We start from the raw sequence: 13,604 nt of genomic DNA, 5'->3' as shown, positions 1-13,604 counted from the left end.
TATTATATTTGTGCATCAATCAATTATGAATACTCAAAATGTATACATTTTAGAAGATAGAGGAATTCTGTATATAAATGGAGCTGATGCTAAAGAATTTCTACAAAACCTAATTAGTAACGACATTAACAAGGTTAATGATGTTAATAGCTGCTTTGCATCATTACTAACTCCACAAGGAAAATTTCTTTTTGCTTTTATTATTATAAAACACAAGTCTGGCTACCTGATTGACTGCGAAAAATCTCAAACAGAAGCACTTTTTAAACAACTTAGTGTCTATAAACTTAGATCAAAAGTTGAAATTATGAATCTAAGCAATGAATTTGTTATTGCAGCACTCAATAAAGAAAGGTTTTTAGAATTTGAAGGATCAAAAGATATTCCCGGAAATACAATTAAATATAGAGAAGATTCAATCTTACTAGATCCAAGAAATACAAATCTAGGAGCGAGGCTTATTATTAATTTAGAAAAACTTTATCTAACTTTAAAAAAATTAGAGTTAAAAGATTCTCCAATTGATGAATATTATCAATTCAGTCATGACTTAGGAATAGCTCAAAAAAGCATGAACAAACTACAGAATAAATTATTTGGAATTGAGTGTAATTTTGAGGAACTTAATGGAATAGACTTTAAAAAAGGCTGCTATATTGGACAAGAAAATACTGCTAGAATAAAACTAAAAAATAAACTTTCCAGAAGATTATTAGCAATAAATTTAATCAGTGGAAAATTAATCGAAGGTGCTCCAATTTATACTAATGATATTGAAATAGGGAAAGTGTTGATCGATGATAAATACCCTTTTGCATTAATTAAATACTTAGATAATAATTTTAATGAAGATGATGAATTAAAAAGTAAAAATGCAATTTTAAAAATTAAAAAAACAAATTGGATTAGATGAAAAAAAACTTTTTTCTTTTAGTGGCTACTTTAATAGTAACACTTTTCACTATAGAAATTGTTCTTGACTCAACTCTAGGAGACAAAAATAAAAAAAATTTAGCTAACAATAGATATATGCTTTTTTCTGAGGGGGATGTTTTTCAAAATGTTGACAAAATTTTCAAGTATCATGCCAACAAAAAAATTGTTTCCAGAACTTTTTATGACGTAAAGAATTCCTTTATAGAGGAATATGATTACACAATTCAAACTAATAATTATGGCCTAGTTCAAAAAAATAATATTAAAAAAAATAAACAATCAATACTATTTTTAGGTGACTCTTTTACAGAGGGACAGGGCTATTATTCATGGGTAGATAAATTCAATGGTTCCTACAAAGATTATCAAGTAATAAATGGAGGGATTTTAGGTACTGGTTTTAAACAATTTGAATTATTAGAAAAACATATCTCTAATGATTATGATGTTAAAAAAGTTATTGTTCTTTACTTGGGTGATGATTTAAGAAGAGACCTATTTAACCACAGTGAACAAGTAATAAATTGCCTTAAAAGTTATTTAAATTGCAGTGGTTACGAAAATTTTTATAGTTTTAATCCAATTTCATTAAATGATCACTTAAATTTTTTAAAATCACAAAGAATAAATAGAAATTCTGATAACAAGAAAACTTTTAAAATTTATAAAAGACAGGTCAAAAAATATATATCTCAACTAAGTATATTTTTTTATCCTTATCAATTTTTAAAGAACAACTTTTATGAATCAAAAAATGTGAAAATAATTTCAAACCTAGAGTCGATTGATAATTTAATAAAAAAATATAAATCAAATATTATCTTTGTCAGACTTAAACAAAAAAATGAGATTACAAATGGTGATAGTTATAATTCTATTCGTGTTAAAAAACATATCCAAAAAACATCTAAACTTTTTGAGTGTGATTTTAATAATGACCTTAATAACTTTTATAAACATGATGGGCATCCCAACCAAGCAGGCTACAAATATTTATTTGAATGTGTTCAGAATATCTTAAATGAAAATTATCAATAATTTAATTTAGTTAAATTATCATTTTTTTGTAAAAATTTTTTTTAAATAATCTCTTATTTGCATATTGTAAAAAAAAATTATTTTATCTTTATATCTCTTCCACATAATACCAATTGAGGATTTTTTATTCATAGAAATATCAATAGAGACAGGTTTCTTATCTCAGGCATATTTATAATCTGACTGCTGTACTTTTGAATTATGTTTTTAATTTTTTAATTGTTAAAATGAGAATATATAACAGGATAAAAGAATTAAATTCTAATCTTTTATTTTTAGCTTGTCACCTAATGTGCCAATAATTCTGATCATTATAAACATCTACCAAATCAATTTCTGTTGATTGATATCCGTTTGACTCATCATAAAAACTAAAAAAGCTTTGAAGAAAATTGCCAAAATCAATGACCACATTGATTGTTTGCTGGCACGCATGAATTATTCTACCTCCATTTTTAAAAAGTTTTGAAATTGCCTAGTGCGTCAGAATTAATGAATGACAAGCATGTATCAAATTGATAGGTTTTGCCATGGAATTTACACCAGAAGTAAGAATGGCAACAGATCCTATTTATCAAAAAATCTCAAAGGTTATGCCTGAGATTGAATGGTCAGTTCATGCTCCTTATATTCATAGAATTAATCAACTAAAAAAAGAAAAAAATGCAATTATACTTGCTCATAATTATCAAACTCCAGAAATTTATCACGGTATTGCAGATGTTGCAGCAGATTCGTTAGCTCTTGCATTTGAAGCTTCAAAAACTGAGGCTGATATCATTGTAATGGCAGGAGTTCACTTCATGGCCGAAACATCTAAGTTGATGAGTCCTGAAAAAAAAGTTTTACTTCCTGATATGACCGCAGGTTGCTCTTTATCATCGTCAATTACAGGTAAAGACGTAAGATTGTTAAAGGAAAAATATCCAGGGTTACCTGTTGTCTCATATGTAAATACTTCTGCAGATGTCAAAGCTGAAACAGATATTTGCTGTACATCTGCAAATGCAGTTAAAATTGTAGAATCTCTTGGTGTTAAAAAGGTTATTTTTTTACCTGATGAATACTTAGCAAAATATGTTGCTTCCCAAACTAAAGTTGAAATTATCGCTTGGAAAGGCATTTGTATGGTTCATGACCAGTTCACAGAAAAAGAAATACATGATATTAGAGCAAAAAATCCTGGTATTAAAATAATAGCTCATCCAGAATGTCCACCTGATGTAATTAAAGCAAGTGATTTTGCTGGATCAACTGGTGGAATGATTAAATATGTTAAGGACAATCAACCTAAAAAAGTTATGATGGTTACTGAATGCTCCATGAGTGATAATATTCAAGTAGAAAACCCAAATGTAGAGTTTATTAGACCGTGTAACCTTTGTCCTCATATGAAAAAAATTACATTACCAAAAATTTTAGATTGCCTAGAAAATGAAACTGGTGAAATCATAATGGATAAAGAGACAATAGAAAAAGCAAGAATTCCTGTTGAAAGAATGGTTGCGATCGGCAGATAATAAAAGTGTCTCAAATTAAATTAAGTAATTATTATATCAAGAATGTTGTAAAGCTTGCCTTAAATGAAGATCTGTACCCTTCTGGCGATATCACTTCAAACTTAGTTAAGAATAATAAGATAATAAAAGTTAAATTAATTTCCAATCAACAAGCTGTGATAGCTGGATTAGAATTTGCAAAACAAACATTTAAATTAATAGATGGTAAGATTAGATTTATTATTAAAAAAAAAGAAGGCTCAATAATTAATAAGAATGATATAATAGCTATAATTGAGGGTAAGGCTGAAAATATTCTAATTGGTGAAAGAGTTGCTTTAAACTTTATGAGTCATATCTCTGGAATTGCCACTAAAACTAATCAATTTGTTAAATTGGTTAATAAAAAATGTAAAATTTGCTGTACTAGAAAAACGATTCCTACCTTAAGGGTAATACAAAAATATGCTGTTAAGTTAGGTGGTGGTACAAACCATAGATTTAACTTAAGTGATGAATTTCTTATTAAAGACAATCATATTGCAAGCTCTGATATTAAAACTTTAGTGTCTCTTGCAATCAAAAATAAAAAAGGAAGAAAAATTACAGTAGAAGTTGATAATTTAAATCAGCTCAAAAAAATAATGGGTTTAAAATTTAATACTGTTTTGTTTGATAATATGAACAATAAAACACTTAAGGTAGGTGTTAAAATAGCCAAAAAGTATTACGAAACTGAAGCTTCTGGAAATGTAACCCTAAAATCAGTTAAAAAAATTGCAGCAACTGGTATTGATAGAATTTCTATTGGTAACATCACTCATAGTGTGCCTGCTATAGATTTTAAATTAGAAATTTAATTTTTTTTAGACAGCTCTGCTTGTGCAGCAGCTAATCTTGCTATTGGAACTCTATATGGTGAGCAAGAAACGTAATCTAAACCTACATTTGCACAAAAGTGAATACTTTTAGGGTCTCCACCGTGTTCTCCACAAATTCCAAGTTTAATTTTTTTATTTGTTTTTCTTCCTTTTTCAACTGCAATTTCTATTAAATCACCTACTCCATCATCTAAAGAGATAAATGGATCTATAGAAAAAATCTTATTATCAAGATAATCATTTAAAAATTTACCACTGTCATCTCTGCTTAAGCCAAATGCTGTTTGAGTTAAGTCATTAGTTCCAAAACTAAAGAACTCTGCATGTTTAGCTATATCATCAGCTTTAATTACAGCTCTTGGCAATTCAATCATTGTGCCAACTAAATAATCTACTTTAATGTTTTTATCCCTTTGAACTTCTTTTGCAACTCTCACTACTAAATCTTTCATTATTCTAATCTCAGCTTCGGTTGATACTAGAGGGATCATAATTTCTGGAAATGCCGACTTAATTTTTTTTATCTTAAGTTCAGATAAAGCTTCAAAGATTGCTCTACATTGCATTTCATAAATTTCTGGAAATGAAATTCCCAATCTACAACCTCTGTGACCTAACATTGGGTTTTGTTCATGTAGTTCATTAATTCGAGACTCAATTTCTTTTAACGGTAAACCCACAACTTTTGCTACATCATTAATTTCTTTTTCTGTTTTTGGAAGAAACTCATGTAATGGTGGATCTAACAATCTCACTGTTACAGGAAGGCCATTCATAATTTTAAATATTTCAACAAAATCTTTTTTTTGGTGTGGTAAAAGCTTTTCTAGTGCTTTATTTCTATCCTCCACTGTTTTTGATAAAATCATTTCTCTGACAGATAAAATTCTTTCCTCATCAAAAAACATATGCTCTGTTCTGCAAAGCCCTATACCCTCAGCACCAAAGTCTCTTGCAGTTTTTGTATCTAATGGTGTTTCCGCGTTAGTTCTTACTTTTAATTTTCTAAAATTATCTGCCCAGCTCATCAATTTAGAAAAGTCTCCTGAGATTTCTGGTTTAACTGTTGGTACCTCTCCTAGAATAATTCTTCCCGTTGATCCATCAATTGTAATAATGTCTCCTTCTTTAATTTCAACGGAAGATGTTTTAAAAGTTTTTGCATCATAGTTTATATCAATCTCACTAGAGCCAGAAACACATGGTCTTCCCATGCCCCTTGCAACCACCGCAGCATGACTAGTCATCCCACCTCTTGCAGTTAAAATTCCTTTAGCAGCATGCATTCCATGAATATCTTCAGGTGAGGTTTCTACACGTACTAAAATAGTATCCTGCATGACATTATTTAATCTTTCTGCTTCTTCTGATGTGAAAACAACTTTACCACTTGCAGCGCCTGGAGAAGCTGGCAAGCCTTTTGCAATAACGTTTGGTATACTTTTTTCATCCAATGTAGGGTGTAACAATGTATCTAAAGAAGCAGGATCTATTCTCATTACTGCTTCTTTTTTTGAGATTAATTTTTCTTTAACCATATCAACTGCAATTCTAACTGCAGATTTTGAAGTTCTCTTCCCAGATCTTGTTTGTAACATCCACAATTTATTATTTTCAACTGTAAATTCTACGTCTTGCATATCTTTGTAGTGTTTTTCTAAAATTTTTAAAATCTTATCCAATTGTTTAAATACTTTTGGCATAGATTCTTCCATTGAAGCTTCTTTTACCTTTGCATCTTTTCTTGCTTTTTTTGTTATATACTGAGGAGTTCTTGTTCCCGCTACAACATCTTCTCCTTGAGCATTAATTAAATATTCACCATAAACTTCATTAACACCATCTGATGGATTTCTTGTAAAGACAACACCAGTTGCACAATCATCACCCATATTACCAAACACCATAGACTGAACATTAACTGCTGTTCCCCATTCTGAAGAGATCTGGTTTAATTTTCTGTAGACTTTTGCTCTATTGCTTTCCCAAGATAAAAATACCGCACTAATTGCACCAAGTAATTGGTCATATACATTTTGAGGAAAATCTTTTCTAGCCTGATCCTTAACAACTTTTTTAAAATCATTAATTAGCCCTTCCCAATCATTTTCATCTAAATCTGTATCAAGTAGAACACCTTTAGTTAGTTTGTAGTTTTCAATTAATTCTTCAAAATGATAGCCTTCAACTCCCATTACAACATTTCCATACATTTGGATGAATCTTCTGTAGCTGTCCTTTGCAAATCTCATGTTGGAAGTTTTATTTGCAAGTGCAATTACTGTTTTATCATTCAAACCTAAATTTAAAATTGTGTCCATCATACCAGGCATAGAAACTCTAGCACCAGATCTAACAGATAATAATAAAGGGTTTTTTAAATCACCAAATTTTTTCCCAACTTCTTTTTCAATAATTTTTAATTCTTTTTTTATAGTACTAACTATTTGTGGATTTAATTTTTTCTTATCTTTATAAAATAATTCACACACTTTAGTTGAGATAGTAAATCCCGGTGGAACAGGTAAGCCTATTCTCCCCATTTCAGAAAGGTTTGCACCTTTTCCACCCAAAAAGTTTTTTGGGTTTTTTATTTTTTTTGAGTCCTTAGACTTGAAATTTAAAATTAATTTATTCACTATTTGGTCTCAATATTTGAAAAGTTTATGTAGTTATCAAAGGTTCTACATAACATTTGCAAAAGTTCCAATCTGTTTTTTTTGATACTTTTATCTTCATCGTTAACTTTTACATTGTTAAAAAAATCAAAAATCACTTTTTTGGCACCTGCTAAATTCGTAAGTGATTCCATATAATTTTCATCTTTATTTGTATTCGTAAAATATTTCCTTAATTCATTAATCTTTTTTAATAAATTTTTCTCATAATCATTTTTAAAAATACCAGGGTCAGTTGTATTTGATAATTCAAGATCGCTATTTTTTAATTCACTTTCCAGTATACTTGATGCTCTTTTGTAACTTGCGATTACATCTTCACCAATCTCTTTTTTTATTAAATTATTTAAAGTTAAGGCTTTTTTATATATTTTATTCATATGGTCTATTCCATATGAGTTAATGCTAGCTTCAGCAATATCTGTTCTAATTTTCTTTTCTTTCATATAATATTTTAATCTGTCCATTAAAAACTCTGCTAGTTCTTTTTGAGATAAATCATTTGAAAGTTCAAAGCCTTGATCCCTATGTAGAGAAGTTGAATAACTAATAAGATCTTTAATTTTAAATTCTTTATTATTATCTATTAATAATTTTATAACTCCTAATGCTGATCTCCTCAGTGCATAAGGATCTTTTGAGCTTGTTGGTTTTTGATCAATTCCAAAAAACCCAACTAGAGTATCAATTTTGTCAGCTAAAGCTAAAGCAATACTAAATGGTTTTTTTGGAGTCTTACTATCAAGTCCTGTTGGTAGATAATGTTCACTTACAGCTAAGGCTATTTCTTTATCAAAACCTTGAACTTCAGCGAAATGTCCGCCCATAATTCCTTGAAGCTCAGGGAATTCACCAACGATATCAGAAACTAAATCAACTTTACAAATTGATGCTGATAGTTCAACTTGATCTTTACTAATCAATAGTTCATCAGAGATCATTCCTCCAAGCTTTCTCATTCTTTGAATCTTATCAAAATAAGTTCCAAGACCTTTAAAATAATTCATACTTTTTAATTTTGAAACTTGCTTAACTAAATTTTGAGATTTATTTTTTTCCCAAAAGAATTGAGCATCACTTAATCTTGCCTCTACAACTCTTTCATTGCCCAGTTTAATATAACCTTTTTCATCATTGTTATTTGCTACAACTAAAAATTCATTGGTAATTTTTCCTTTTTTATCAAATGTTGGAAAATATTTTTGATGGTATTGCATTGTAATTATCAAAATTTCTTTTGGAATATTCAAAAATTTCTGATCAAATTTGCATACTATAATATTCGGTTGTTCAACTATATCTGTGACTTCATCCAAAAGTTTATTGTTAGACTCAACGGTAAAATTATTTTTACTAGATATTTTCTCAATTTCTTTAACAATAAACTCTTTTCTTAATACGTGGTCTATAATTATACCTGATTGATTGAAAAAATCTTTATAGCTTTTAAAAGTCTTAAATATTTTTTTTTTATCTTCGAACTCTTTATCAGTAAATGTTGTGTTGGAAGATATTAAATGATGAAATTTAAAATCTAAACTTTTATTATTAAAAACTGCTAAAATAGATTTTAGTGGTCTCGCCCATTTAAGATTATAGTTTCCCCAAGTCATAGATTTTTTCCATTGTAATTTATCAAAGATTAAAGGTGTATATTCTTGTAACAAATCTATTGTATTAGTTTTATTTGATAGTTTCTTAAAAAAATAAAATTCTCCTTTTTCTATTTTTTTTATAAAGAGATCTTTTTTATCTATTAGATTTGATCTTAAAAAGCCCTCTACAGCTTTATCTGGCGCTTTAATATTCGGTCCTTTTATTTCTTCAGCTTTTTGTTTTATCTCTTTAGATAGACCCTCAAATAAAATTATAAGACGATTTGGTGTTGAAAATGATGAACTTTTCTTAAATGAAATTTTTTTTTCTTCAAATAAATTTTGAAAATTTTCTAATAAAACATTACGTGAGTTACGCTGCAAACCAGCTGGTATTTCTTCACTAAACAGCTCTATAAAAAATTCTGACATTAATTTGTTTGACTGCTTAACCAACTTTCTGCAACTGCTTTTGTAATGTCTCTAATACGCCCTATATAACCTGCTCTTTGGGCAACACTTATAACTCCCCTTGCATCCAAGATATTAAAAACATGACTTGCTTTTAAACATTGATCATATGCAGGTAGTGAAATTTTTTTTTCTACCAATGCTTTTGCTTCAAGCTCAAGCATATCAAACATTTTGAATAAATTATCTGTATTAGCGTGTTCAAAATTATATGCTGAGAATTCTTTTTCTGCTTGAAGAAATACATCCCCATATTTTATACCTTCATTATTCCATAATAGATCATAAACATTTTTCATTTGTTGAGTGAACATGCAAATTCTTTCAAGACCATATGTAATTTCAACTGAAACAGGTTTACATTCAAATCCAGCCATCTGTTGAAAGTATGTGAATTGAGTAATTTCCATACCATCACACCAAACTTCCCATCCTAAACCTGCCGCACCTAAAGTTGGACTTTCCCAATCATCTTCAACAAATCTAATGTCATGCTCTTTATGGTTGATACCAATTACAGCCAAACTATTTAAATAAAGCTTTTTGATATTATCTGGTGATGGTTTTATTAAAACTTGAAATTGATAATAATGTTGTAATCTATTCGGGTTCTCTCCATATCTTCCATCAGTAGGTCTTCTTGATGGCTGAACATAAGCTGCTTTCCATGGCTTAGGCCCTAATGATCTTAAGGTTGTAGCAGGATGAAAGGTTCCAGCCCCCACCTCAATATCGTATGGTTGAAGAATAACACAACCATGTTTACCCCAATATTTTTGAAGATTCAAAATAGTATCTTGAAATGATTGAAATTTAGGTTTTATAATTTTTTCTTTAGAAGCCATATCTTTGCCAGATAGATCTTTCCTCTAAAATATTTGCTAGTTGATCCATTTGATTGCTTGATGAGGAAAGTTTTTTGCTTAACCAGCCTTTAGATTTTTCAAATTTTTTAATAACAACATCTTCACCAAATTTTTCTTTTAAGATTTCATTAGCATTACCTAATCCATCAATCAAACCTAGCTCTTTTGATTTACTACCTGCCCAAAACTCTCCTGAGAATAATTCAATACCATCTTTTTTAAGTTTAGATCCTCTGCTTTCTTCTACAACTTTAATAAAGTCTTTATGTAGATCTAATTGAATATTCTTAAGTCTCTCAATATCCTCTGTCTTCTCTTCTTGAAATGGATCTAGTGAACTTTTATTTTTTCCTGCCGTATGAACTCTTCTTTCTACACCAATTTTTTTAATCAATTCTGTAAATCCAAATGATGAATATATAACTCCTATAGATCCAATAATTGAGCTTGAATTTGCATATATCTCATCTCCTGCACAAGCTATTAAGTATCCACCAGAAGCTGCAACATCCTCTGCAAACACTATTACTTTTATTTTATTTTTCTTGGCTTGAGCTCGAATAAATTTGTAGATTAAATGTGATTGTACAGGCGATCCACCTGGTGAATTGATTGTAATTGCCACTGCTTTAGCTTTTTTTAGTGAAAAAGCCTTTTCTATAATCTCTTCTTGTCCTGCAAAGTCTATGCCCTGTTTAAACTTTCCAGCATTACCGATCACACCATTTAGCTTGATATGAGCTATTATTTTTTTCTTTTTAAAAAAAGAGAACATTGTTAATCCTTATAGAATTTTTGATTTAATATAAAGCCTACTTATAGTTGAAGATTAAGGTGCGTCAATTGATAAGTAATAAATATAACTTAATTATACTAACTTATTTTTTATGGGAACTGTAGTTCAGCTAAAAAACAAAATAAATAATTCATATTATCAACTAAAAGATTCTGTTGATGAGAAATTAGTTTTAGTTGAAGAAAAGATTAAATCAAAGCTCTTGAGTGAAGTAGACCTCGTTCAAAAAATGACCGAATATCATATCGATACTGGTGGAAAAAGACTAAGAGCCCTACTAACACTTGGGTCAGCAAAGTTATGTGGCTACACTAAAGGAGGTCGAGATATTAATTTAGCAGCATGTGTAGAAATGATCCATGGAGCAACTTTAATGCATGATGATGTTATTGACCTTGGAAATATTAGAAGAGGTAAAAAAACATTAAATTCAGTTTGGGGGAATCACTCTTCTGTATTAATTGGAGACTACCTTTTAAGTAGATGTTTTGAAATGATGGTCGATGATGGGAATATAGAAGTTTTAAAACTTTTATCTTCAACTTCGTCAAAGATCGCTCAAGGAGAAGTATTACAACTACAACACAAAAGCGAAGTAGACATGTTAGAAGAAACATATTTTAAAATTATTACAGCAAAAACAGCTGAGCTTTTCTCTGCAGCAACTAAAGTTGGTGCAATTTTATCAAATACAGAAACAAAAGAAAAAGAAGCACTAGAGTTTTATGGAAAAAACTTAGGCTTAACATTTCAAATTGCTGATGACACATTGGATTACAATTCTGATCTAAAATTTTTTGGTAAAAAAATTGGTAAAGATTTTCTTGAGGGTAAAATTACCCTACCTGTGATTTTATTATTTCAAAATGTATCATCAATAGAAAAAAATAAGTTAAAAAATATTTTTAAACAAGAAACAAGATCAAATGAAGATTTAAATTTTACTTTAGAGCTTATTAAGAAATACAACATAATCAATGAATGCTACAAAAAAGCTGAACATTTTATTAATCTTGCATCAAATTCTTTAACAGTCTTCAAAGATAGTGATGAAAAAAAGATTTTGGAAAGTCTCACCTCGTTTAGTCTACAAAGAACTTTTTAAGGACTTAATAAAGATTTAGCCCAGTTACCCTTATTATCCTTAGTATATTTTAATCTTTCGTGAATTCTACTATCTCCATCCAACCAAAATTCTATACTTGTAGGTATTAAATTCCAACCTGACCAATGCTCTGGTCTTGGAACATCATTTTTATTACTATATTTATTCTTATATTCTTCTATTGAGTTTAAAAGTTCATCTCTATTATTTAATATAGTGCTTTGTTTTGAGGCCCATGCTCCAATTCTGCTCTCATAACCTCTACTGTTATAATATTCATCTGCCACTTCATTAGAAACTTTTTGTACCATTCCATTAATTCTTACTTGTCTTAGAAGGCTTTTCCAATGAAAACACATGGATGCTTTTGGGTTATTTTTTAATTCATTTCCTTTCTGACTATTTAGATTGGTATAAAAAACAAATCCATCTTTGTTAAAGTCTTTTAATAAGACCATTCTAATTGATGGAGAATTATTTTGATCTGATGTGGCTAATGCTAGTGCATTTGGATCGTTTAATTCTGTTTTTTTTGCTTCATTCATCCAAACTTCAAATAAATCTATTGGATCAATTTTATCTAAAAAGCATTTATTAAGGCCTAATGAGTTTTTTTGATTCATAATTTTAACAAAATAATCTATATACTATAGATAATGTCATTTAATACTTTTGGAAAGCAATTTCGTTTCACAACATGGGGAGAATCTCATGGCCCAGCATTAGGTTGTGTTGTTGATGGTTGTCCACCCAATATAAACTTAAAAGAGCAAGATATCCAAGTTGAGCTAGATAAAAGAAAACCAGGACAATCAAAATTTACAACACAAAGAAAAGAAGATGATAAAGTTCAAATTTTATCGGGTGTGTTTGAGGGCAAAACAACTGGGACACCTATTTCTTTAATTATTTACAATCAAGATATGAGATCAAAAGATTATGGAAATATCAAAGATAAATTTAGACCTGGGCATGCTGACTTTACGTACTTTAAGAAGTATGGAATAAGAGATTACCGTGGTGGCGGAAGATCCTCTGCAAGAGAAACAGCTGCAAGAGTTGCTGCAGGTGCAATTGCTAAAAAAGTTTTAGAGAATAAATTAGGTAAAAAATTTAAAGTTGTAGGAGCTGTTACTCAATTGGGAATGTTGGGATGTGATACTAGTAAATGGAACGATCTAACAATTAATAAAAATCCCTTTTTTTGTCCTGATAAAAATATGCTAAAACTTTGGGAAAAATATTTGTTAGATATAAGAAAGTCTGGATCATCTTGTGGTGCAATTATTGAGGTAAGAGCTAGAGGAATTCCTGTTGGCTTAGGTGCTCCAATTTATTCTAAACTAGATATGGATATTGCCTCTGCAATGATGAGTATTAATGCTGTTAAGGGTGTTAATATTGGTTCAGGAATGAACTCTGCTCAATTAAGTGGAGAGCAGAACTCAGACGAAATTTCGCAAAAAGGTAAAAAATTAAAATTTAACTCTAATAATGCAGGTGGAATTCTTGGTGGTATTTCAACAGGACAGGAAATTGTTGTTTCATTTGCTGTTAAACCAACATCATCGATTTTAACAACTAGAAAAACTATAGATAAGTTTGGAAAAAATACTACTATTTCTGTTAAAGGTCGGCATGATCCTTGTGTTGGCATTCGTGCTGTTCCAGTAGGGGAAGCAATGATGAATTGCGTTTTATTAGACCATTACCTAATGAACAAAGCTCAGTGTAGCTAA

The 13,604-nt window shown here is 29.6% G+C and carries 11 protein-coding genes; 6 read left to right on the top strand and 5 right to left on the bottom strand.

Going from position 1 to position 13,604, the window contains the following annotated elements; all coding sequences use genetic code 11:
- The first annotated feature begins 25 nt into the window (after positions 1-25).
- From ABXT61_RS01160 to nadC, 4 genes are all read left to right on the top strand, one after another.
- The gene (locus tag ABXT61_RS01160) at positions 26-913 is read left to right on the top strand and encodes a YgfZ/GcvT domain-containing protein (protein WP_415315494.1); all 888 of its coding nucleotides are present in this window, start codon (positions 26-28) and stop codon (positions 911-913) included.
- Positions 910-1,974, top strand: coding sequence for a hypothetical protein (locus ABXT61_RS01155; RefSeq protein ID WP_415315493.1), 1,065 nt, complete (start codon positions 910-912; stop codon positions 1,972-1,974). Before ABXT61_RS01160 ends, ABXT61_RS01155 begins: the two co-directional genes overlap by 4 nt.
- A 530-nt stretch (positions 1,975-2,504) precedes the next feature.
- Positions 2,505-3,494 carry a quinolinate synthase NadA gene (nadA, locus tag ABXT61_RS01150; RefSeq protein ID WP_415315492.1) on the top strand — a complete coding sequence of 330 codons (990 nt, stop codon included), beginning with the start codon at positions 2,505-2,507 and terminating at the stop codon, positions 3,492-3,494.
- A 5-nt stretch (positions 3,495-3,499) separates the two neighbouring features.
- The gene (nadC, locus tag ABXT61_RS01145) at positions 3,500-4,333 is read left to right on the top strand and encodes a carboxylating nicotinate-nucleotide diphosphorylase (RefSeq protein ID WP_415315491.1); all 834 of its coding nucleotides are present in this window, start codon (positions 3,500-3,502) and stop codon (positions 4,331-4,333) included.
- On the opposite strand, the gene ppdK is transcribed toward nadC, so the two are convergent.
- From ppdK to ABXT61_RS01125, 4 genes are read right to left on the bottom strand one after another with little or no spacing between them, the layout of a single operon-like run.
- The gene (gene ppdK, locus ABXT61_RS01140; RefSeq protein ID WP_415315490.1) at positions 4,330-6,993 is read right to left on the bottom strand and encodes a pyruvate, phosphate dikinase; all 2,664 of its coding nucleotides are present in this window, start codon (positions 6,991-6,993) and stop codon (positions 4,330-4,332) included. The genes nadC and ppdK overlap by 4 nt on opposite strands.
- Positions 6,993-9,059, bottom strand: a complete 2,067-nt coding sequence (glyS, locus tag ABXT61_RS01135) for a glycine--tRNA ligase subunit beta (protein WP_415315489.1) — start codon at positions 9,057-9,059, stop codon at positions 6,993-6,995. The genes ppdK and glyS overlap by 1 nt, the downstream gene beginning before the upstream one ends.
- The gene (locus ABXT61_RS01130; protein WP_415315488.1) at positions 9,059-9,943 is read right to left on the bottom strand and encodes a glycine--tRNA ligase subunit alpha; all 885 of its coding nucleotides are present in this window, start codon (positions 9,941-9,943) and stop codon (positions 9,059-9,061) included. The genes glyS and ABXT61_RS01130 overlap by 1 nt, the downstream gene beginning before the upstream one ends.
- Positions 9,933-10,739, bottom strand: coding sequence for a S49 family peptidase (locus ABXT61_RS01125; RefSeq protein ID WP_415315487.1), 807 nt, complete (start codon positions 10,737-10,739; stop codon positions 9,933-9,935). The genes ABXT61_RS01130 and ABXT61_RS01125 overlap by 11 nt, the downstream gene beginning before the upstream one ends.
- Positions 10,740-10,851: 112 nt before the next feature.
- Between ABXT61_RS01125 and ABXT61_RS01120 the strand changes: the two genes are divergently transcribed.
- Positions 10,852-11,865, top strand: coding sequence for a polyprenyl synthetase family protein (locus ABXT61_RS01120; protein ID WP_415315486.1), 1,014 nt, complete (start codon positions 10,852-10,854; stop codon positions 11,863-11,865).
- Here ABXT61_RS01120 and pdxH read toward each other — a convergent pair.
- Entirely contained in the window at positions 11,862-12,488 is a 627-nt protein-coding gene (pdxH, locus tag ABXT61_RS01115; RefSeq protein ID WP_415315485.1) for a pyridoxamine 5'-phosphate oxidase, read from the bottom strand. The genes ABXT61_RS01120 and pdxH overlap by 4 nt on opposite strands.
- A 33-nt stretch (positions 12,489-12,521) precedes the next feature.
- Between pdxH and aroC the strand changes: the two genes are divergently transcribed.
- A complete protein-coding gene (gene aroC / locus ABXT61_RS01110) occupies positions 12,522-13,604 on the top strand; it encodes a chorismate synthase (protein WP_415315484.1) in 1,083 nt (360 codons plus the stop codon).

This window comes from Candidatus Pelagibacter sp. Uisw_137 (assembly GCF_047720245.1).
Classification (GTDB): domain Bacteria; phylum Pseudomonadota; class Alphaproteobacteria; order Pelagibacterales; family Pelagibacteraceae; genus Pelagibacter.
The sequence above is the reverse complement of the archived record's forward strand: the minus strand, read 5'-3'. Positions and strand labels throughout refer to the sequence as shown.

Bases quoted from the DNA above. Each gene is read 5' to 3' on its own strand.
- pdxH (WP_415315485.1), bottom strand. From the start codon at position 12,488: ATGAATCAAAAAAACTCATTAGGCCTTAATAAATGCTTTTTAGATAAA.
- ABXT61_RS01130 (WP_415315488.1), bottom strand. From the start codon at position 9,943: ATGGCTTCTAAAGAAAAAATTATAAAACCTAAATTTCAATCATTTCAA.
- ABXT61_RS01155 (WP_415315493.1), top strand. From the start codon at position 910: ATGAAAAAAAACTTTTTTCTTTTAGTGGCTACTTTAATAGTAACACTT.
- ABXT61_RS01120 (WP_415315486.1), top strand. From the start codon at position 10,852: ATGGGAACTGTAGTTCAGCTAAAAAACAAAATAAATAATTCATATTAT.
- aroC (WP_415315484.1), top strand. From the start codon at position 12,522: ATGTCATTTAATACTTTTGGAAAGCAATTTCGTTTCACAACATGGGGA.
- ABXT61_RS01125 (WP_415315487.1), bottom strand. From the start codon at position 10,739: ATGTTCTCTTTTTTTAAAAAGAAAAAAATAATAGCTCATATCAAGCTA.
- glyS (WP_415315489.1), bottom strand. From the start codon at position 9,059: ATGTCAGAATTTTTTATAGAGCTGTTTAGTGAAGAAATACCAGCTGGT.
- ABXT61_RS01160 (WP_415315494.1), top strand. From the start codon at position 26: ATGAATACTCAAAATGTATACATTTTAGAAGATAGAGGAATTCTGTAT.
- nadA (WP_415315492.1), top strand. From the start codon at position 2,505: ATGGAATTTACACCAGAAGTAAGAATGGCAACAGATCCTATTTATCAA.